The sequence below is a fragment of the Halapricum sp. CBA1109 genome, assembly GCF_009741825.1.
Lineage (GTDB): Archaea > Halobacteriota > Halobacteria > Halobacteriales > Haloarculaceae > Halapricum.
Genome location: NZ_WPCA01000013.1, coordinates 1 through 17,200 on the forward strand (window position 1 = coordinate 1; position 17,200 = coordinate 17,200).

At 67.8% G+C, this 17,200-nt stretch carries 20 protein-coding genes and 5 pseudogenes; 13 read left to right on the forward strand and 12 right to left on the reverse strand.

Going from position 1 to position 17,200, the window contains the following annotated elements; all coding sequences use genetic code 11:
* The 6 genes and pseudogenes from GJ629_RS02675 to yciH form a co-directional block, all read left to right on the forward strand.
* A pseudogene (locus GJ629_RS02675) lies at nucleotides 1-600 on the forward strand (AAA family ATPase); the annotation flags it as partial.
* Complete coding sequence (locus GJ629_RS02680) at nucleotides 572-1,015, forward strand: hypothetical protein (RefSeq protein ID WP_157511633.1); 444 nt, start codon at nucleotides 572-574, stop codon at nucleotides 1,013-1,015. The pseudogene GJ629_RS02675 and the gene GJ629_RS02680, both read left to right, overlap by 29 nt.
* Nucleotides 1,012-1,599 (forward strand): DUF58 domain-containing protein, encoded by a 588-nt coding sequence (locus tag GJ629_RS02685; RefSeq protein ID WP_157511634.1) that lies wholly within the window; start codon nucleotides 1,012-1,014, stop codon nucleotides 1,597-1,599. Before GJ629_RS02680 ends, GJ629_RS02685 begins: the two co-directional genes overlap by 4 nt.
* A complete protein-coding gene (locus tag GJ629_RS02690; protein WP_157511635.1) occupies nucleotides 1,599-1,763 on the forward strand; it encodes a hypothetical protein in 165 nt (54 codons plus the stop codon). The genes GJ629_RS02685 and GJ629_RS02690 overlap by 1 nt, the downstream gene beginning before the upstream one ends.
* A complete protein-coding gene (locus GJ629_RS02695) occupies nucleotides 1,742-3,805 on the forward strand; it encodes a DUF3488 and DUF4129 domain-containing transglutaminase family protein (protein WP_157511636.1) in 2,064 nt (687 codons plus the stop codon). Before GJ629_RS02690 ends, GJ629_RS02695 begins: the two co-directional genes overlap by 22 nt.
* 67 nt (nucleotides 3,806-3,872) lie before the next feature.
* Nucleotides 3,873-4,166: a stress response translation initiation inhibitor YciH gene (gene yciH / locus GJ629_RS02700; protein ID WP_015761607.1), complete on the forward strand. Its 294-nt coding sequence runs from the start codon at nucleotides 3,873-3,875 to the stop codon at nucleotides 4,164-4,166.
* A 113-nt stretch (nucleotides 4,167-4,279) separates the two neighbouring features.
* On the opposite strand, the pseudogene GJ629_RS02705 reads toward yciH, so the two are convergent.
* From GJ629_RS02705 to GJ629_RS02715, 3 genes and pseudogenes are all read right to left on the reverse strand, one after another.
* A pseudogene (locus GJ629_RS02705) lies at nucleotides 4,280-4,944 on the reverse strand (translation initiation factor IF-6).
* A 4-nt stretch (nucleotides 4,945-4,948) separates the two neighbouring features.
* Nucleotides 4,949-5,227 carry a 50S ribosomal protein L31e gene (locus GJ629_RS02710; protein WP_157511637.1) on the reverse strand — a complete coding sequence of 93 codons (279 nt, stop codon included), beginning with the start codon at nucleotides 5,225-5,227 and terminating at the stop codon, nucleotides 4,949-4,951.
* The gene (locus tag GJ629_RS02715) at nucleotides 5,227-5,379 is read right to left on the reverse strand and encodes a 50S ribosomal protein L39e (protein WP_157511638.1); all 153 of its coding nucleotides are present in this window, start codon (nucleotides 5,377-5,379) and stop codon (nucleotides 5,227-5,229) included. The genes GJ629_RS02710 and GJ629_RS02715 overlap by 1 nt, the downstream gene beginning before the upstream one ends.
* Nucleotides 5,380-5,497: 118 nt before the next feature.
* Between GJ629_RS02715 and GJ629_RS02720 the strand changes: the two genes are divergently transcribed.
* Nucleotides 5,498-5,989: a hypothetical protein gene (locus tag GJ629_RS02720; RefSeq protein ID WP_157511639.1), complete on the forward strand. Its 492-nt coding sequence runs from the start codon at nucleotides 5,498-5,500 to the stop codon at nucleotides 5,987-5,989.
* Here the strand turns inward: GJ629_RS02720 and GJ629_RS02725 are convergent.
* Nucleotides 5,986-6,789 (reverse strand): ZIP family metal transporter, encoded by an 804-nt coding sequence (locus GJ629_RS02725; RefSeq protein WP_157511640.1) that lies wholly within the window; start codon nucleotides 6,787-6,789, stop codon nucleotides 5,986-5,988. The genes GJ629_RS02720 and GJ629_RS02725 overlap by 4 nt on opposite strands.
* A gap of 62 nt (nucleotides 6,790-6,851) precedes the next feature.
* The gene (gene thpR / locus GJ629_RS02730; RefSeq protein ID WP_157511641.1) at nucleotides 6,852-7,412 is read right to left on the reverse strand and encodes an RNA 2',3'-cyclic phosphodiesterase; all 561 of its coding nucleotides are present in this window, start codon (nucleotides 7,410-7,412) and stop codon (nucleotides 6,852-6,854) included.
* Between the two features lie 53 nt (nucleotides 7,413-7,465).
* Here thpR and GJ629_RS02735 point away from each other — a divergent pair, with 53 nt between their 5' ends.
* From GJ629_RS02735 to serS, 3 genes are all read left to right on the forward strand, one after another.
* Entirely contained in the window at nucleotides 7,466-8,197 is a 732-nt protein-coding gene (locus GJ629_RS02735; protein WP_157511642.1) for a tetratricopeptide repeat protein, read from the forward strand.
* 23 nt (nucleotides 8,198-8,220) lie between these two features.
* Nucleotides 8,221-8,511 (forward strand): DUF424 domain-containing protein, encoded by a 291-nt coding sequence (locus GJ629_RS02740; RefSeq protein ID WP_157511660.1) that lies wholly within the window; start codon nucleotides 8,221-8,223, stop codon nucleotides 8,509-8,511.
* Between the two features lie 127 nt (nucleotides 8,512-8,638).
* Nucleotides 8,639-10,012 carry a serine--tRNA ligase gene (gene serS / locus GJ629_RS02745; protein WP_157511643.1) on the forward strand — a complete coding sequence of 458 codons (1,374 nt, stop codon included), beginning with the start codon at nucleotides 8,639-8,641 and terminating at the stop codon, nucleotides 10,010-10,012.
* Nucleotides 10,013-10,015: 3 nt separating this feature from the next.
* Here serS and GJ629_RS02750 read toward each other — a convergent pair whose 3' ends face one another.
* From GJ629_RS02750 to GJ629_RS02760, 3 genes and pseudogenes are all read right to left on the reverse strand, one after another.
* Nucleotides 10,016-10,594, reverse strand: coding sequence for a uracil-DNA glycosylase family protein (locus GJ629_RS02750; RefSeq protein WP_157511644.1), 579 nt, complete (start codon nucleotides 10,592-10,594; stop codon nucleotides 10,016-10,018).
* 59 nt (nucleotides 10,595-10,653) lie between these two features.
* Nucleotides 10,654-11,204 (reverse strand): annotated as a pseudogene (locus GJ629_RS02755) (DUF99 family protein).
* A 2-nt stretch (nucleotides 11,205-11,206) separates the two neighbouring features.
* Entirely contained in the window at nucleotides 11,207-11,386 is a 180-nt protein-coding gene (locus GJ629_RS02760) for a DUF5786 family protein (protein ID WP_157511645.1), read from the reverse strand.
* A 119-nt stretch (nucleotides 11,387-11,505) separates the two neighbouring features.
* Between GJ629_RS02760 and GJ629_RS02765 the strand changes: the two genes are divergently transcribed.
* Nucleotides 11,506-12,123, forward strand: coding sequence for an MBL fold metallo-hydrolase (locus GJ629_RS02765; protein ID WP_157511646.1), 618 nt, complete (start codon nucleotides 11,506-11,508; stop codon nucleotides 12,121-12,123).
* A 51-nt stretch (nucleotides 12,124-12,174) separates the two neighbouring features.
* Here GJ629_RS02765 and GJ629_RS02770 read toward each other — a convergent pair whose 3' ends face one another.
* Nucleotides 12,175-12,324 carry a 50S ribosomal protein L40e gene (locus GJ629_RS02770; protein WP_157511647.1) on the reverse strand — a complete coding sequence of 50 codons (150 nt, stop codon included), beginning with the start codon at nucleotides 12,322-12,324 and terminating at the stop codon, nucleotides 12,175-12,177.
* Nucleotides 12,325-12,493: 169 nt separating this feature from the next.
* Here GJ629_RS02770 and GJ629_RS02775 point away from each other — a divergent pair, with 169 nt between their 5' ends.
* Nucleotides 12,494-13,540, forward strand: coding sequence for a hypothetical protein (locus GJ629_RS02775; RefSeq protein ID WP_157511648.1), 1,047 nt, complete (start codon nucleotides 12,494-12,496; stop codon nucleotides 13,538-13,540).
* Between the two features lie 57 nt (nucleotides 13,541-13,597).
* Nucleotides 13,598-14,020: a hypothetical protein gene (locus GJ629_RS02780; protein WP_157511649.1), complete on the forward strand. Its 423-nt coding sequence runs from the start codon at nucleotides 13,598-13,600 to the stop codon at nucleotides 14,018-14,020.
* On the opposite strand, the pseudogene GJ629_RS17825 reads toward GJ629_RS02780, so the two are convergent.
* The 3 genes and pseudogenes from GJ629_RS17825 to GJ629_RS02795 all read right to left on the reverse strand — a co-directional run bounded on the left by GJ629_RS17825 (nucleotide 14,021) and on the right by GJ629_RS02795 (nucleotide 17,125).
* Nucleotides 14,021-15,020 (reverse strand): annotated as a pseudogene (locus GJ629_RS17825) (cytochrome d ubiquinol oxidase subunit II). It abuts the gene before it with no gap.
* Nucleotides 15,013-16,469: pseudogene (locus GJ629_RS02790) on the reverse strand (cytochrome ubiquinol oxidase subunit I). Before GJ629_RS02790 ends, GJ629_RS17825 begins: the two co-directional pseudogenes overlap by 8 nt.
* A gap of 161 nt (nucleotides 16,470-16,630) precedes the next feature.
* The gene (locus GJ629_RS02795; RefSeq protein ID WP_370515765.1) at nucleotides 16,631-17,125 is read right to left on the reverse strand and encodes a DUF367 family protein; all 495 of its coding nucleotides are present in this window, start codon (nucleotides 17,123-17,125) and stop codon (nucleotides 16,631-16,633) included.
* Nucleotides 17,126-17,200 lie beyond the last annotated feature (75 nt).

Consider the following 17,200-nt stretch of genomic DNA (forward strand, 5'->3'; position numbering starts at 1 on the left):
CGACGAGATAAACCGCGCGCCGCCGAAGACCCAGTCGGCGCTGCTGGAGGCGATGGAGGAAGAGCAGGTCACCGTCGACGGCGACACCCGCGAGTTGCCGGACCCGTTCACCGTCATCGCCACCCAGAACACCGTCGAACGCGACCGGACCTACGAGTTGCCGATGGCCGAACTCGACCGCTTCGTCAAGAAACTCCGGCTTGGCTACCCCGACACCGACGACGAGGTGGCGATGCTCGACCGGGTCGTCGGGAACCACCCGATAGAGGAACTCTCCCCGGTCGCGACGCTGTCTGACCTCCGGGAAGCGCAGGCCGCCGCGGCGTCGGTCACCGTGAGAGAGCCGATACGCGAGTACGTCACGCGGCTGGCGACGTACACGCGGGAGAACGCGCAACTCGGCGCCAGCCCGCGGGCGTCTATCGCCCTCCTGCGGGCCGCACAGGGGCGAGCGCTGTTGCTACAGCGTGACTTCGTGTTGCCCGACGACGTCCAGACGGAGCGCGGGTGGTCTTTCCCCACCGCATCCAGCCCGGAACGACCGAGACGACACCCGAGGAGATAGTCGACAATGCCATCGATACCGTCCCAGTGGAGTGAACTGCGGCCGACCCGGCGCGGCGTCGGGGGACTGCTGGCGGCCGCGGCCGCCATCGCCCTCGCGTGGCTGTTCGGGGCCCGGTCGCTGAATGCCGTCGCCGCGCCGGTGCTCGTCGGCGTCGCCGTCGGCGTCGTCCAGTTGCTGGTGACGAAGACGCCGGGCGTCGAGCGGACGGTCCCCGGTGCTGGCTTCCCCGGCGACACCGGGACGGTGGCGCTACACGTCGACGGCGGCCCGACCATCGTCGAACTCGAGGAGACGGTCCCTGAGGGTCTCGACGCCGACGGGACGGCGACGACGTCGCCACCGGCGACCGTCGAGTACGACCTGACCTACCGGGCGCGGGGCCGACACGCCCTCGGACCGACGACGGCCCGGGCGAGCGACGTGTTCGGCTCGTCCGCTACACCGTGACCGCGGGCGGGACGGACGACGTACTCGTCTATCCGACGGTGTACGACCTCGGCGGGAGCGAGGCGCTGTCGGCGCTTTTGGCCACGCGGGAGACGCCCGAGCGGCAGGCCTTCGACACGGTCCGGGAGTACACGCCCGGGGACCCCCTGCGTGACGTCCACTGGAAGACCAGCGCCAAACACGACGACGAACTGTTCGTCAAGGAGTTCGCCGGGCGAGAGCCCACGGAGACGCTGACCGTCCGCGGGGACGCGGCCGAGGGCGGTGCCGACGGGATGGCCAGTGCCGTCGCCAGCGTCTGCGTCACCGTGCTCGAACGGGGCCTCCCGGTCGAGGTCGTCCTGCCGTCCGGCACCGTCACGGCGCAACCGACCCACGAGGACCGGCAGGCGCTACTCTCGACGCTGGCGACGGTCGACGCGGGGCGTCCGGAGAAAGACGTCGACGCCGACGTGACCGTCGAGGGAACGGCGACCGGAACGACCGTCGCTATCGGCGACCGGCGGGTCGCCTTCGAGCAGTTGCGCGAGGGGACGACGGCGCTCACCGAGAGAGGCGACGACCGGCGGGGGGTGACGGCCTGATGAGCGTCGTCCGGAACACCGACCGCGGCGACGGCGACGGACGGCTGTTGCGCGGCGGGGCGTTGCTCGCCGGCCTCTCGATCATCGCGGCGTACCTGACGGCCGTCTACCACGTCGTCAACGTCTCGGGGACCCGACGGAGTTGCTGGTCATCGTCGGCGTGACGCTGGTCGCCGCGACGGTGCTTGCCCGATACATTCCCACGAAGGTAGCGCTCGGGGTCGCCGGCGCGATGCTGGCTGTCGGGCTGTTCGCGTACCTCCGAACCCTGCCGTCGGCGGCGTTCGCGTGGGGGGCACACAGCCAGTACGTCGTCGCGCTGTTGTCGGGGCACTCGACCCTCGAGATCGTCAACGTCAAACTGTGGGTGCTGGCTGTGACGCCCGGCCCGGTGTTCCTGACGTGGTATCTCGCGCTGCGTCGGCGCTACGAGTGGTCGGCGCTGATCGGCGGCGCGACGGTGGCCTTCTTCATCCTGACGGGGGACGCGACCCTCCAAGTCGCGCTGGTCGGCACCGTCGGCGCGCTGGCGCTGGTCGCGCTCGGAACGCTCGAACGGGTCGACGCGAGCGTCAGGAGCGCCGAGGTCGTGACCGTCGCACTGGCCGTCGTCATCGTCGTCTCGATGACGGTGGCGATGGTTCCCCAAGGGGCGGCGCTGAGTTACTCGCCCAGCACCGGGTTCACCGACAACGGCGGCCTCACCGACGACGGGACCCTCGAAGGAAACCTGCTGTCGAACACCGACGCGATGTCGATACAGGGGAGCATCGAGCTGTCGGCAACGGTTCGGTTCACCGTCGAGAGCGAGGACCCCGCCTACTGGAAGACCGGGTCCTACGACCTCTACACCGGCGACGGCTGGACGCGGCAGGGCGAGGCGACGGGGAACCTCGGTCGGCTATCGAGCCCGCGGGGGGACTCGCGGACGCTCAGACAGACCGTCACTGTCGAGAGCCCGACGCGGGTGGTCCCGGCGGCCTGGCGGCCGGTGGCCGTCTCCGGTATCGAGAACCCGCTTGCGACCCGCTCGGGCGAACTCCAGAGTCGACAACCGCTGGAGGCGGGCGACAGCTACACCGTCCGCAGCGAGCGCCCGCAGACGACGAGCGCCCTTCTGGCACAGTCCGGCGGCGACTACCCCGACCGTATCGTCGAGGCCTACACCCAGTTGCCCGAGAGTACGCCGGACCGGGTCCGCCAGCGGAGTAGCCGGCTGACCGCCAACGCGAACACGCCCTACGAGACGGCGCTAACCATCGAGCGGTGGCTGAAAAACAGCTACGACTACTCGCTGGACGTGCCACCACCGGGGAACGACGTCGCCGACGAGTTCCTCTTCGAGCGCGAGCAGGGGTACTGCACGTACTTCGCGACGACGATGGCCGTGATGTTACGGACCCAAGGCATCCCCGCGCGGATGGCCGTCGGCTACACCCCGGGCGAGCGGGTCGGCGAGGACGAGTGGGTCGTCCGCGGGTACAACTCCCACGCGTGGGTCGAGGTGTACTTCCCCGAGGTCGGGTGGGTGCAGTTCGACCCGACGCCGGCCGGGCCGCGCGAGAACACCGAGAACGACCGACTCGAACAGGCCCGCGAGGACGGCGAGGAAGATGTCGACACCAGCGAGACGACCGGCGGCGGCTACACCCCGCCGACGCCACAGGGGACGGCAACCACCTCGGAGGACCCGCCGTGGCTGAACGACTCGCGGACTTCGAACACGACCACGACGGCCACGAACAACACGACGACGGCGAACGCGTCGACGCCGACGACGGCGGCCACGACGGGGACGCTCGCGCCGAACCGACAGCGGGTCAGCACCGACAGCGGACCGGAGTTACCCTCCCGGGAGGAGTTGTTCCTCGGATCGGTGGCGCTGTTGGGCTTCGTCGTGGGCGCGCGCCGGAGCGGTGTGCCGACACGGCTCTACCGAGCGGTGTGGTTGCGGTACCAGCCCCGGCGGGACCCGACGACAGATGTGGAGCGGGCCTACGAGCGCGTCGAGTCGGTGTTAGAGCGGTCCGACCGACCTCGGCGTGCCGGTGAGACCGTCGGCCAGTACGTCGAGGCCGTCGCCGACGACGAGCGAATCACGGAACTCGGTCGGCTGTACGAGCGGGCGCGGTACGCCGACGAAATAACCGACGGTGACGCCGATAGAGCCGTCGAGCTGGCCGATTCCGTCGTCGGCGACCGCTGAGCGGACCGGCGACGGCGTGGGAAGTCCCGATAGTGTTTAATATGTTGATTTCGTACGCGTGGGTGTAATGTCGGAAGTCTGCTCGACGTGCGGGCTGCCTGAGGAGCTCTGCGTCTGTGAGGACGTCGCCAAAGAGTCCCAGGAGATCAACATCCGCATCGACGAGCGCCGTTACGGGAAAGAGGTAACGATCATCGAGGGATTCGACCCCAGCGACGTCGATATGGACAGTCTGTCCTCTGACCTGAAATCGAAGTTCGCCTGTGGGGGGACTGTCGAGGACGGACAGATCGAGCTGCAGGGCAACCACACCGGTCGCGTCGAGGACTTCCTCCGCGACAAGGGCTTCAACGTGGCCTGACATCCGGTGTCGACGTGGTGCTGTCGCCGACCGACTAGCGGCAGCGCTGTCGACACAGTCTGTTTTTCGGGCTCGAACTGTCGAGTGGTCGTCCCGACGCGTCCCAAAACGCCTCAGTCGAGGTAGCCGAGCGCGCTCTCGATGCGGCCCAGTTCCGGCCCGGACGTGTCCTGTCCGGCGACGTAGCCGGTGTCGTTGGCGACCAGCCCGGCACCGATCAGCGGCTTCCCGTAGTTGATACTTCCGACGTCGACCGGGACGTCCAGCACCGACTCGAGCGTGTCACAGGTCGGCTCGTCGGCCTCAGGGTGTGCCAGCGCGCCCTCGTTAGTGGCGACGACGGCGGTGCCGACGGTGTCGAGGCCGGCGACCCGGCCGCGTTCGACCGGAACGTCGAGGGCCTCCTCGACGGCCTGTAGGGCCTGCCGGGAGAGGTCCGGGTGACAGAACGCACCGGCGTCGTTGGCGACGACGACGTTCCCGGCGGCGTGATCCGGCCCGGAAGTTCGACGACCGGTTTGTCGACTGCGTCGGCGATACGGTCGCGTTCGCGGTCGGTGATGCGGGAACTGACCAACAGGCCGTTCTCGTTGCCGACGGCGAGAGCGCCGGCGGTGACGGACCCGCCGATAGTCGTCTCGACGGCCGGTACGTCGAGGGCCTCGGTACACTCCGTCAGGAGGTCGGACTCGACGTCCGGACGGACGAGCAACACGTCGTCGGTCGCTCGCGCGAAGACACCGACGTAGGACGATCCGGAGAAGGCGGCGCGGAACAACGCTCTACTCTGCGGGTTCGGCCTCGACGACCGCCTCGCCCTCCTCGTCGAAGCGGGCGGCGCGGACGCGGAGCTTTCGCGGCGGTTTCGACCGGCTCCGGGCCCAGACGGCCTCGTTGATCGCCGGGTCCAGACGCACGTCGTCCTCGGCCACCGAGAAGTGCTTGGCGAGGTGCCCTCGGATGATGGACATCGCCTTGTCGGCGCGTTCCTGTTTGGGAGCGGCGTGGGCGTCCTTCAGCGGGACGGTGACCACGCGCTCCTCGAAGTCACTCGCGCTCATTATTCGTCGGTGTCGCTACGCCGCCAGTGGCGGCGCTGGGGGTTGCGCTGGACGTCACGGTCCGTCTTCATGATGACCCACGCCGGAACGCGGCTGTTCTGGCGCTCCAGTTTCGAGAGTCGCTTTTTCTTGCCCTTCGATTTCTTACCCATAGTAGCAGTCCTTTCCCGTCGGTGGCTTAAATGTGTGTTCTTTTCGCCCCGTCCGTCGATATTCAGGTCTGAGAACTGGGGGGCGGGGGTTAAAGTCGTGGTCGGTCGAGTGTCTACAATGCGACGCCGAGCGTATCTTCAGACAGTCGCTGCGGGTGCGGTCGCCGGGACAGCCGGCTGTGCCGGCGGCGACGTGGTCCACTCGACAAACAAATCGGTGACAGTTCCGCGCGGGAGCGGCTGGATACAGGAGCTACCGGCCGAGGCCAGCGGCATCAAGTTCGTCGCCAAGGAGGAGCGACCGTTCGACGTCTACGTCTTCACCGACCCCGACGACGTCGAGCCCTACCGCTCGTACGTCGACGGCGAGTCCGTCGACCGGAAGCCAGCCGGTGACCAGTCGCTGGGCGGCCGGGCGACGCGGATGTCCGAGGATCTCTATATGGCCTCGACGGCTGACAAGGGCCGAGAGGAGTTGAACGGTGAGGGCCCGGCGTACTTCGTGCTCGACCACTCGGACTACCGCGGAGAGACGGTCCCACCCGAGCGAGTCGAGGAGCTATCGGTCACGCTGGAGTTGGAGGCCGTCGCCAGCCGCCTCCCTATCTAGACCAGCGCCAGCGGAATCATCGCCACGACGCCGACGACGATACCGCCGGCGAGGTCCCCGCGGCCCCGGCCCGGCAGGTCCGCACCGACATCGAGGGCCTCGGGGATGAACTCCGTCAGCACGAGGTACACCATCGCGCCCGCGGCGAACCCGAAGCCGATGGGGAGAAACTCCCGGGCGACGCGGACGAACGCGAACGCCAGCACGGCACCGATGGGCTGGGGGAGGCTGGAGAACACCGACCACCAGACCATCCGCCACTCGTCGACCCCGAGTGACCGGAGCGGGATGGAAATGGCCACCCCCTCTGGGACGTTGTGGATGGAGATGGCGACGGTCATAAACACCGCGAGCAGGGGGACCGTCACGCCCAACAGCACCGGTCCTTGGGCCTCCGAGAGGCCGAGTTCGGCGAAGGAAACGCCGACCGCTACCCCCTCGGGAAAGCTGTGGACCGTCAGCACACCCAGTATCAACACGAGTTTCTTGTAGTCGGCCTCGGCGTACTCCTTGGGGTCTATCTCGGCGTCGGTGAGGACGCGATGGCTGACGACGACGAGGACGACCCCCGCCGCCAGCCCGATGCCCACCTCCGTCAGCGTCCCCTCCGCCAGCCCCTCGCGGACGAGGCCAAAGCCCGACGCCGCGAGCATGATGCCCGACGCCAGTCCCCACAACCGGACCTGCCAGCGCTCGCCGATGTCCGAGAACAGGAAAAACGGGAGCGCGCCCAGCCCGGTCGCCAGCGCGGTGATCAACCCCGCGACGAAGACGAACACGAGGTTCGCAAGCAGTCCCATAGCCGGCCCTTGACGCCTCCGGGAGTTAAGACTTATCGGGATTTTGATTGTTTTCGGCCGGCCTAAGACAGCGGGACGGCGGCGAGGGTGGTGTACTCGGGGCCGTCCTCGGTGCGGACGCTCTCGGTGAGTCGAACCGCCTCGACAGCGAGCGTCCCGGCGTCGGGGTCGCTCTCGCGGACGGCCCGCTGGACGGCGGCTTTCGGGCCCGCGTGGCGCATCCGCGCGAGCGTGACGTGCGGCGTGAACTCGTTGTCGTCGGCCTCGAAGCCGAGTTCGACCGTACGGGGTTCGATTGCCTCGTGGAGCCGTGTCAGTTGCTCGCCGCCCGAGCGGACGCCCAACCAGACGACGCTGATGTACGCCATCGACGGGAAGACGCCGAGGCCGCCGAGTTCGGCCGCGAAGGGGTCGATGCCGGCCGCCTCGACGGCCGATTCGAGGGCGGCGACGATATCGGAGACGCGGTCGGGGTCGGTGTCCCCGAGGAACTGGAGGGTGACGTGTGCCTGTTCGGGGTCGGTGCGGTCGAGGCCGTCGGCGTCGGGGAGACGGGCCTGCACGGCGGCGATATCCTCGGCGAGGCCGTCGCAGTCGACGCTGACGAACAGCCGTCTGCTCATACCCCCGTCTACGGGACGCAGGCCTTAACCCTCCGCCTCGCCAATTTCAGTGTATGACAGACGACGAGCGCGACGACCACCGTTTCTCCGAAGGGCAGGGATTCGACGAGCCCTACGAGGGGTTCGACCTCGACCCGCCGGAGCTAGACGTCGACCCCGACAAGGTCGACCCCGTCGACTCCCGCGTCGTGGCCGACATGCTCGACGACCGGAACATCGCCGCCGACTCCGTCGACGCCGAGCAACTGCTGGACGTCGGCCTCGGGTACATTGGGATCAACCGACACGAACAGGCCGTCGACACCTTCGAACGCGCCGCCCAGTACGCCGACGACGATATGGTCGAACAGGAGGCGTGGGTGAACAAGGGCGCGGCCCACTCCGAGATGGAGGAGTACGACCAGGCCATCGGGGCCTACAAGGAGGCGCTGCGCATCGACGACGAGTCCGAACACGCCGCCCCGGCCGAGACGAACCTCGCCTACGCCTACTGGGAGGCCGGCCGGACCGAACAGGCCTTAGAGCACGCCGAGCGCGCCGTCGAACTCGACGAGCGCTCGGGACAGGCGTGGTACAACCGCGGCTTCTTCCTGTTGGAGCGTGGCCTCGCCGAGGACGCGCTGAACGCCTTCGACAACGCCACGAGACTCGGATTCCGCAACGCCGAAGTCTTAGAGGAGAAGGCCCGCGCGCTGGACGAACTGGAGGAGTTCGACCGCGCCGAGGAAGTCGCCGAGGAGGCCGAGGAACTGCGTGAGAACCAGCAGGAGAAGCTGATGGAATGAGCGCCGGGAACACCACCGACGGGTTGTTGCTGGCCGAACGGGACACCGACGAGGGGCGCGTCGTCGCCGTCTGTGACGCCGACGTGCTGGGCGAGACGTTCGAGGACGGCCAAGTGAGCCTGACCGTCACCGAGGAGTTCTACGACGGCGACCCCGCCGACGCGGCGGCCGTCGTCGAGAGCCTCGGGGACTGTACGACGGCGAACCTCGTCGGCGAGCGAGCGGTCGAGATCGCCGTCGAGGAGGGCTTCGTCGCCGAGGAGAACGTGATGGACATCGACGGGACGCGCCACGCCCAGCTAATCTGGATGTGAGCGCGGCGGGCGGCCGGCGAGTCGCCCCAGCGGACGCCCGCGAAGCGGAACATAGTTCTTGCGGTGGGTTGACACGCCGTGACGGTGGAGCGATACGATTTTCCCGCGCCGCGGAGTAGCGCCGCCAATGATCTCCCGAGAGTATCTCCGCGAGCACACGGACGCCGTGCGGGAAGGGCTCGCACTCCGCGGCACGACGGACGTCGACGTCGACGAACTGCTGGAACTGGACGAGCAGTGGCGGGACCTGAAGGCGAGAGGCGACGAACTCCGCCACGAGCGAAACGAGGTCTCCAGCGAAATCGGCCAGCTCAAACAGGCGGGCAAAGACGACGAGGCCCAAGAGGCCATCGAGCGCTCCCAGGAGCTGAAAGCCGAGATAGCGGACGTCGAGGACCGTGCCGAGGACCTGAAGGCCGACCTCGACCGGGCGCTGCTTGAGATTCCGAACGTCCCCCAGGATGACGTCCCGCCGGGCGAGGACGAGAGCGACAACGTCGAGGTCCGCCGTGAGGGCTTCGGGGATCTGCGGGTCGACGCCGAGGAAGTGACGCCCCACTACGAGTTGGGCGAGCAGTTACAGATCATCGACGAGGACCGCGCGGCGAAAGTCTCGGGCGGCGGCTTCTTCTTCCTGAAGGGCGACGGCGCGCGACTGGAGCACGCGCTCATCCAGTTTATGCTGGACATCCACCGCGAACAGGGCTACACCGACGTCTTCCCGCCGATCCCGGTGACGAGCGAGTCGATGCGCGGGACGGGCCAGTTGCCGAAGTTCAACGAGGACGCCTACCGGGTCGGGGGCGGCGAACACGACGACTACGAGGACGACGACCTGTGGCTCTGTCCGACGGCGGAGGTGCCGGTCACGAACATGTACCGCGACGAGATTCTGCTGGACGAGGACCTGCCGCTGAAACATCAGGCATACACGCCGAACTTCCGGCGGGAAGCCGGCGAACACGGCACCGAGACCCGCGGTATCGTTCGGGTCCACCAGTTCAACAAAGTCGAGTTGGTCAACTTCGTCCGCCCCGAGGACAGCGACGAGCGACTGGAAGCGCTCGTCGGCGAGGCCGAGGAAGTGCTTGACCGACTGGGCTTGCCCTACCGGACGGTCCTGCTCTGTGGCGGCGACCTCACGTTCGCCTCCGCGCGGACCTACGACATCGAGGTGTGGGCGCCCGGCGACGATATGGACCACGGCCCCGACGAGGGCGGCCGCTGGCTCGAAGTCTCGTCCGCCTCGAACTTCGAGGAGTTCCAGGCCCGGCGGGCCGGGATCCAGTACCGGCCGGAGCACCACGAGTCCGCCGAGTACATCCACACGCTGAACGCCTCGGGGCTCGCGCTCCCCCGCGTGATGGTTGCGATTCTGGAGTACTACCAGAACGACGACGGGACCGTCGACGTCCCCGAAGCCCTCCAGCCGTATATGGACGGGCAAGAAGTCATCGAGGGCCACGACCCCGTCGGCGAGGGCGCGCTGGGCGAGAACTAACCGTCAAAACTCGCCGAGGCGGGACTGGCCGCCGTCATCGTCGAGGAATCCTGCGGCCCGCGCTATCGTCTCCTCGAAGGTGTCGCGCTGGCTCCGGTCATACAGCGTCGCCGCCGGGTGGACGGAGACGAGGACGCGGCGCGGCTTGCCCTCGATGGTCACGTCCGAGAGGTCCCCCGCTTCGCTGGTCACCGCCACGTCGCGTCCGAGGAGGTGCTGGCTGGGGACCTTCCCGAGGGTGACGATCACGTCGGGGTCGACGCGGTCGATTTCGGTCTCTAAGTAGCCGCGGCAGTTGGCCAGTTCCTCGCTCGTCGGGTCGCGGTTGTCCGGGGGGCGACAGCGGACGCAGTTGGTGATGCGGACGTCCGAGCGGTCGAGGCCGGCGTCCCTGAGGGCGTCGTCCAGTACGGTTCCGCTGCGCCCGACGAACGGTTCGCCCGACTCGTCCTCGTTCTCCCCGGGCGCCTCGCCGACGAACAGCAGGTCCGCGTCGGGCGGGCCGACGCCGTCGACGATGCGTGACCGGGAGTCGACGAGTTCGGGACAGCGTTCGCAGTCCTCGACGCACAACTCGCGCATACTCGCTCTCGGCGGGCGAGGACAAAGAGTGCGCCGGAGTCGGGCGACCGAGTGAGTGGTTACTCGCGGTAGCTCTCGCCGGCGCGGGCGGCCATCCGCGCGACACGGAGCGGTTCGGGGCGGCCGCCCTCGGGCGTGAACGCCCGGACCACGTCCGCGGCCGTCGACTCGGAACACCCGACCGACCGGACGTACACTGTCTCCCCGTCGACGGCGACCTCGCGGCGGTCCGGTTGGGCGTGGTAGGTCGTCAGCCGTCGGGTCAGTCCCGCGCCGTCGAAGGCCTCCCGCAGGGCCGACTCCAACCCCTCGCTGTCCCCGAAGGAGACCGAGAGGACGGGCCGGTCGGCGGCCTCGTGGATGGTCGGCAGGTCGAGCACGTTGTACCACGCCGGCGCGATGCCGGCGATCAGGACGTACCGGGCGTCCGGCCGGTCGAGGTCCGCGAGTAACTGGACGACGCTGTCGGTGGCGTCCGTCCCGCCGACGGTGCAACTGGCGAACGCCAGTCCGTCGACGACGCGGTTGGCCCGGACGACGCGCCGGCGATAGTGCTCCGGTCCTCGCTGAACGACTCCGCGATGCCCAGGGCTCGAACCCCGGATTTCACGCTCAGGTGTTCTCCTTGATGTCTTCGAGTTTGTTGAGAAGTTCGTCGTTCGAGGCGGTGAACTCGTACTCGACGTCGCCCTCGTGAGTGCTTTCCTCCGTGGAGACGCCGTCCTCACCGTCGAGGTCTGTGTCGTACTCCTGGTTCTCCTGTTCTGACTCGTCGTAGCTACCGAACCCCATACGTGTAGAACTATGTACGTTCACCGTCAAAAGCGCTTGCCCATCGTTCGTACTACGAGAGTAGTGAAACAATCCCGGGTGTCGCCACACTGAAGCGGGACGGGCGAGTGGGTAATAGTATGGAAGTACACAACGTCACGGCCGAGGCGGAGACGTTCACCTGCAACGCCTACCTCGCCGTCGGCGGGGACGGCACCGCAACGCTGGTCGACGCTGGCGCGATGCCCGGTGTCGAGGACGTGGTCGCGTCACACGTCGAGGAACTCGACAGCGTCGTGGTGACCCACCAGCACGGCGACCACGTCGCCGAACTCGGGGCCGTACTGGACCGCTTCGACGCCGACCTGTACGCCTACGCCGACCACCCCCGGCGGACGCACGAACTCTCCGACGGCGACGTGGTGACCGTCGGCGACGAGGACTGTGAGGTGGTGTACACGCCGGGCCACGCCGACGACCACGTCTCGCTTTTGGGCGAGTCGTCGCTGTTCAGCGGCGACGTGGTGGTCCACGACGACGGCGCGTTCGACTACGGAAGCTTCGGCCGGACCGACCGGCCGGACCAGTCCCGCGAGCGCCTGATAGAGAGCCTACAGCGGCTACTGGATCGGTTTCCCGAGGGCGTCGAACATATGTACGCCGGGCACGGCGGCGTCTTCCACGGCGACGTGCGGGACGTCGTCGAGACGGCGCTGGGTCGAGCGGAGAAGCGACAGCCGAAATATCCCGACGAGTAGCGGGCGCAGTCGCTGGCTGTCGACAGAAAGACGGACGCGAGACGCCGAGAATCAGGCAGTTCGGGGTTCTTTGGCTTTCGGGCGGAGGTTGCCGTAGCCGCACTTGCGGCACCGGTCGGCGCGCTGGGAGTTGCGGGCGTTACAGCGCATACAGATCATCTTCGTGAGGATGCGGTCCTCGGCTTTCTCGAAGCTTGCCATATTACTCGCCTCTTTCCGGCGGGGCCGTTTAAGCGTTTCCAGTCCGGGACGGCCACAGCCACATACTGTTTCTTGTCGGTCATTCAGGTATGGACCGCCCGAGTTCGGGGGTCACACCGGTACACAGCGACAAGAAACAGTATCAGTACCGCTCGCCCGGAGAGTCTGTATGTACGAAGCCGTCGCCGACCTGCCGCTGACCGTCGAGGACTGGACGCTGTCGGGCCGTGAGCGGGACACGACGAGCGGGTTCGTCCGCGCGACGACGACGTTCGTCCTCCGCGGCGCGGGCGAGACGGGACGGGGCGAAGACGTGACATACGAGACCGAGGACCACGAGATACTCCAGCGTGAGGGGGTCGACCTACCGACCGGCGAGACGACCTTCGGCGAGTACTCCCGACGACTGGACGAGTTCGATCTGTTCCCCGAACCGCCCGAGCGGGAGGTGTTCCGCCACTACCGGCGCTGGGCTGTCGAGAGCGCGGCGCTTGACCTCGCGCTCCGACAGGCCGGGCGGACCCTCGGGGACGTGATCGACCGGACGTACGACCCCGTCCGGTTCGTCGTGAGCACGCGACTGGGCGACCCGCCGACGGCCGACCGGGTCGACGAACTGCTGGCGTACGACCCCGACATCGAGTTGAAACTCGATCCGACGCCGGCGTGGGACGACGACCTGATCGCCGACGTGGCGGCCCGCGACCGGGTCCGCATCCTCGATTTGAAAGGCCAGTACGAGGGGACGGAGGTCGATCAGGACGCCGACCCCTCGTTCTACGACCGGGTCGTCTCGGCGTTTCCCGAGGCGGTGATCGAAGACCCCGACCTGACGGCGGAGACGCGGCCGGTGTTCGACGGCGAGGAGGACCGCGTCTCCTGGGACGCGCCCATCGAGTCCCGGCAGGATATCGTGGACCTGCCGTTCGAGCCCTCGTGGTGTAACATCAAGCCCTCGCGGTTCGGGAGCGTCGAGTCGCTGTTTGGGGCCGTCGAGTACTGCGAGGAACACGACATCAGGATGTACGGCGGCGGCCAGTTCGAACTCGGTATCGGACGCGACCACATTCAGGCGCTGGCGTCGCTTTGCTACCCCGAGACGCCGAACGACGTGGCGCCAGCGGGCTACAACGAACCGGACCTCCCGGCGGGCCTCCCGTCGAGTCCCCTCGCCGTCGAAGGGGGCGGGGACGGTATCACTCCCGTCGAGCGGTGAGGGACGCGCCTACGGCGGGGAGCAACTTATGTTTCGTGGCACCGTACCACACAGTGAATGGACAGTGAACTGACCGAGCGAACGGCGGCGGTTCTCGATTCGGCCTCGACGTGGGACGGCGTCGTCCGGGTCCGGACCCGGAGCGACGGGCGCGTCCGGACGACACTCAGGGTCGGCGGGCGGGCGTTCGGCCGGGTCGAAGCAGGGTCCGTCGCGGCGCGCTTCCCCGGGAAACTCCCGCGCGTCGTCGTCAGGCACGGACTGGCGGACGCCGAGACCGGCGACGGGTGGACGCGCCTGTCGGAACCGTCGGTAGCGGCGGCGACCGAGACGCTGTGGCTGGCGTACCTGAGTCGCGTCGCCCGGATAGGACGACGGCGACCCGCGGACGCGCCGGACGTGAACGTCGACGCCGGCCTCGACGAACTCGACCTCTCGCCGGGCGTGGTCCACCTCGTCCGCGAGCAGGGCCGGTCGTGATCAGGCCCCGTAGCCGTCGGCGTCTATCGGCCCGCTGAACACGCCATAGAGGTACTTGAAGTACCACAGGACGACCAGCAGGACCGGTAGTCCGAGGACCGTCGTGAGGTTCAGCGCCAGCGGCGAGACGACGACGTCGCTGACCGTGTGCCCCGTCGGTGGGTAGACGGTCGGGTAGAGCAACACCGCGACGAACGCGACCAGCAGTCCCGAGAGCGCGAGCGTACTGGCGAACCAGCGCCGGTCGTCGCCGCGGCGGGCCAGCAGTATGCCGGCGACGCCGGCGACGACGGAGAGCGCGACGACGGCGACGCCAGGCACCGAGAGGACGGCGTCGGCCTGTTCCCCCGGCGTCGGTCACGACGACGACGGCGAGGAGGACGACCACGCCGCCGAGGTACGCGGCCGTCCCGGCGATACCGTAGCGGCGCATCTCGTCTGCGAGGCGGCCGCGGGTCTTCGCAGCGAGGAAGGCCGCGCCGTTAGCCACCGAGAGGGCCAGCAGGCCGACGGCCGTGAGGACGCTCGGCAGCGACAGGGTTCCGCTCGCGAACACCCAGTTCCCGACGAGGAGGCCCAGCAGGAGGGGCGCGAGCGTGCTCCCGGCGACGAACAGCCGGTCACAGAGACGACGCCACTGGGCGGCCTCACGCTGTTCGCGCAGTTCCGGCGAGACGCCGCGCAAAAGCAGCGCGAGGACGAACCCGATAGCGACGAGGTAGTTGTCGCTGAGCAGCTGCGAGTACACCAGCGGGAACGCCGCCAGCAGCGTCGTCCCGAACGCGACCAGCCACACCTCGTTGGCGTCCCAGACGGGGCCAAAGGCCGCGAGCAGCGTCTCCCGGTCGTGTTCGTCCCGGCGGGTCGCGTACAGCATCCCGATGCCGAAGTCGAAGCCGTCCAGCGCGACGTACATCCCGACGGCGAACATCACGACGCCGAACCAGACCGTCGGCAGCGACGGGTGGAGGTAGGCGTCGACGAACAGCGCCTCAGTCATCGCCACTCACCCACGGGAGGCGCTCGCGGCCGGAGCCACGGTCGGTAGACTCGACGCCCATCCGCTCGAGTTCGGCCTGCATCAGCCACCGCAGGACGAACAGTGCGGCGGCGACGAGGAGGACGTAGAGGACGATGAACAGCGCGAGCGTCCCCGTCGCCTCCGCCGCCGTGAGCGTCGGCGAGTGGGCCTCGCTGGTCGTCAGGACGTCCTGGACGACCCACGCTGGCGCCCGATTTCGGTGACGTACCACCCGGTCAGCAGGGCGGCGTACCCCAGCGGCGTCGCAAGCATCATCGCGCCGAGGAACCGTCCGCTGTCGGCGAGACGGCCCTGCTTGAGTCGGTACCCGCCCCACAGCGCGAGGCCGATGAAGAGGAATCCAAGTCCGACCATGAAGCGGAACGACCAGAACACCAGCGCCACTGGTGGGTTCTCCTCGTAGGCGTCTAACCCCTGTATCGGCGCGTCGAGGTCACCCTCGGCGAGGAACGAGGCAAACCCGGGTAACGAGACGGTGAAGAGGTTCTCAGCACGCGGATCGGTGAACGAGGAGAAGTCCGTCGGGAGGGCGATGAGGTGTAAGTCGGCCTCGCCGCTGTCGTAGTGAGCCTCCATCGCGGCGAACTTCTGGGGCTGGGTGTCCTGGACGTGACGGGCGTAGGCGTCACCGTGTAGTGCCTGTATCGGCGCGGTCACGAGCAACACGACGACGGCGGCCTTCAGCGCGGTGTTCCACGCCGCCGAGTCGCGCTTTCGCCAGACGAAGTAGGCCGCGACGCCGCCGACCAGCAACGCGACGGCGATGACCGAGGCGTTGATCATGTGGAAGTACATCCACGGGAGCCGCGGGTTGAGGAAGGCCGCGATGGGGTCGGTGAGTTTCGCGATGGTCTGGCCGTTGCGCTGGACCAGTTCGAACCCCTGTGGGGTCTGCATCCAGGAGTTGACGACGAGGATCCAAAAGCCAGATAGCCACGCGCCGACGCCGACAAGCACCGACGAGAGGACGTACATCCGGTCGGTGACGCGCTCGCGGCCGAACAGCAACACACCGAGGAAAACGGCTTCGAGGAAGAAAGCCATCTTCGCCTCGAACGCCAGCGGTCCGCCGATCATCTCCCCGGAGAACTCCGAGAAGACGGGGAAGTTCGTCCCGAACTGAAAGCTCATCGGGATGCCCGTGACCGTCCCCATCACGAACCCGACGCCGAACACCTTCAGCCAGAACGACCGCAAGTGGGCGTAGCGTTCCTCGCCCGTCGTGACGTCCTTGTAGGTCAAGTAGACGATGAACGGCGCGAGGCCGATGGACAGCGCGGCAAAGAGGATGTGGACCGTGATGGTCCATCCGAACTGGATGCGACTGGCGAGTTCCGCGGTGAGCAGCGGTGTCAACAGCTCGGGACCGGGAAGCGCGAGCGCACCGGACTGGGCGGCGGCGATCATAGGTGTGCCTATAGAACGCACGATTATCAAGCCGGACACCCCGTCTCACGCCGGGGAAATCCCCGTAAAATATATATTTTTCCCCGAATATGTACTTTGCTTAAATACTGGCGAGCGGTCCGGCCCACAGTATTGTGTATGTGACGAACGATAACCGGAGACTACTCCTCGGCGAGGTAGTCGTCTTGGACCGCGAGCACGTCCGTCGAGTCCGTACAGTCGGCGTACCGCCGGAGCGGTTCCTCGTTGAGTTCGAGGAAGGTGTGGCCCCAGGAGAACTTCGAGAGGATGTCCTCGGCCTGTTCGTCGTGGCCGAGGATAGCGAGGGCACCGGCGAAGGCCTCGACGGTGTTCAACTGGAAGGGCGTGCCGTAGTTGACGGGGTTTCCGGCGACGAGGAACGGGAGCGCCCGGTGGGTCCCGCGGAGGTCGAACGCCTCCGCCTCGGCGGTTTCCCACGAGCAGTCGAGCGCGACCAATCGGTCGGCGTCGGCGTCGGCCGGCGAGAGCGCCTGCTCGGCGAAGGGGCTGAGGACGATACCGGGCGGCGTCGCCCGGGCCGAGCGGTGCAGCGTCGCGAGGTCGAAGCGGGCGAGTTTCCGGGCGCTGCACTTCTCCGGGTCGTCGTCGCCCTCGTAGCGGACGTGCAGTTCCACGCCGGCGAGTAGGGCGAGCGCGGACAAAACCCCGGCGCTATCAGGCGGCGAAACCGGCCGGGCGTCTTAACTATC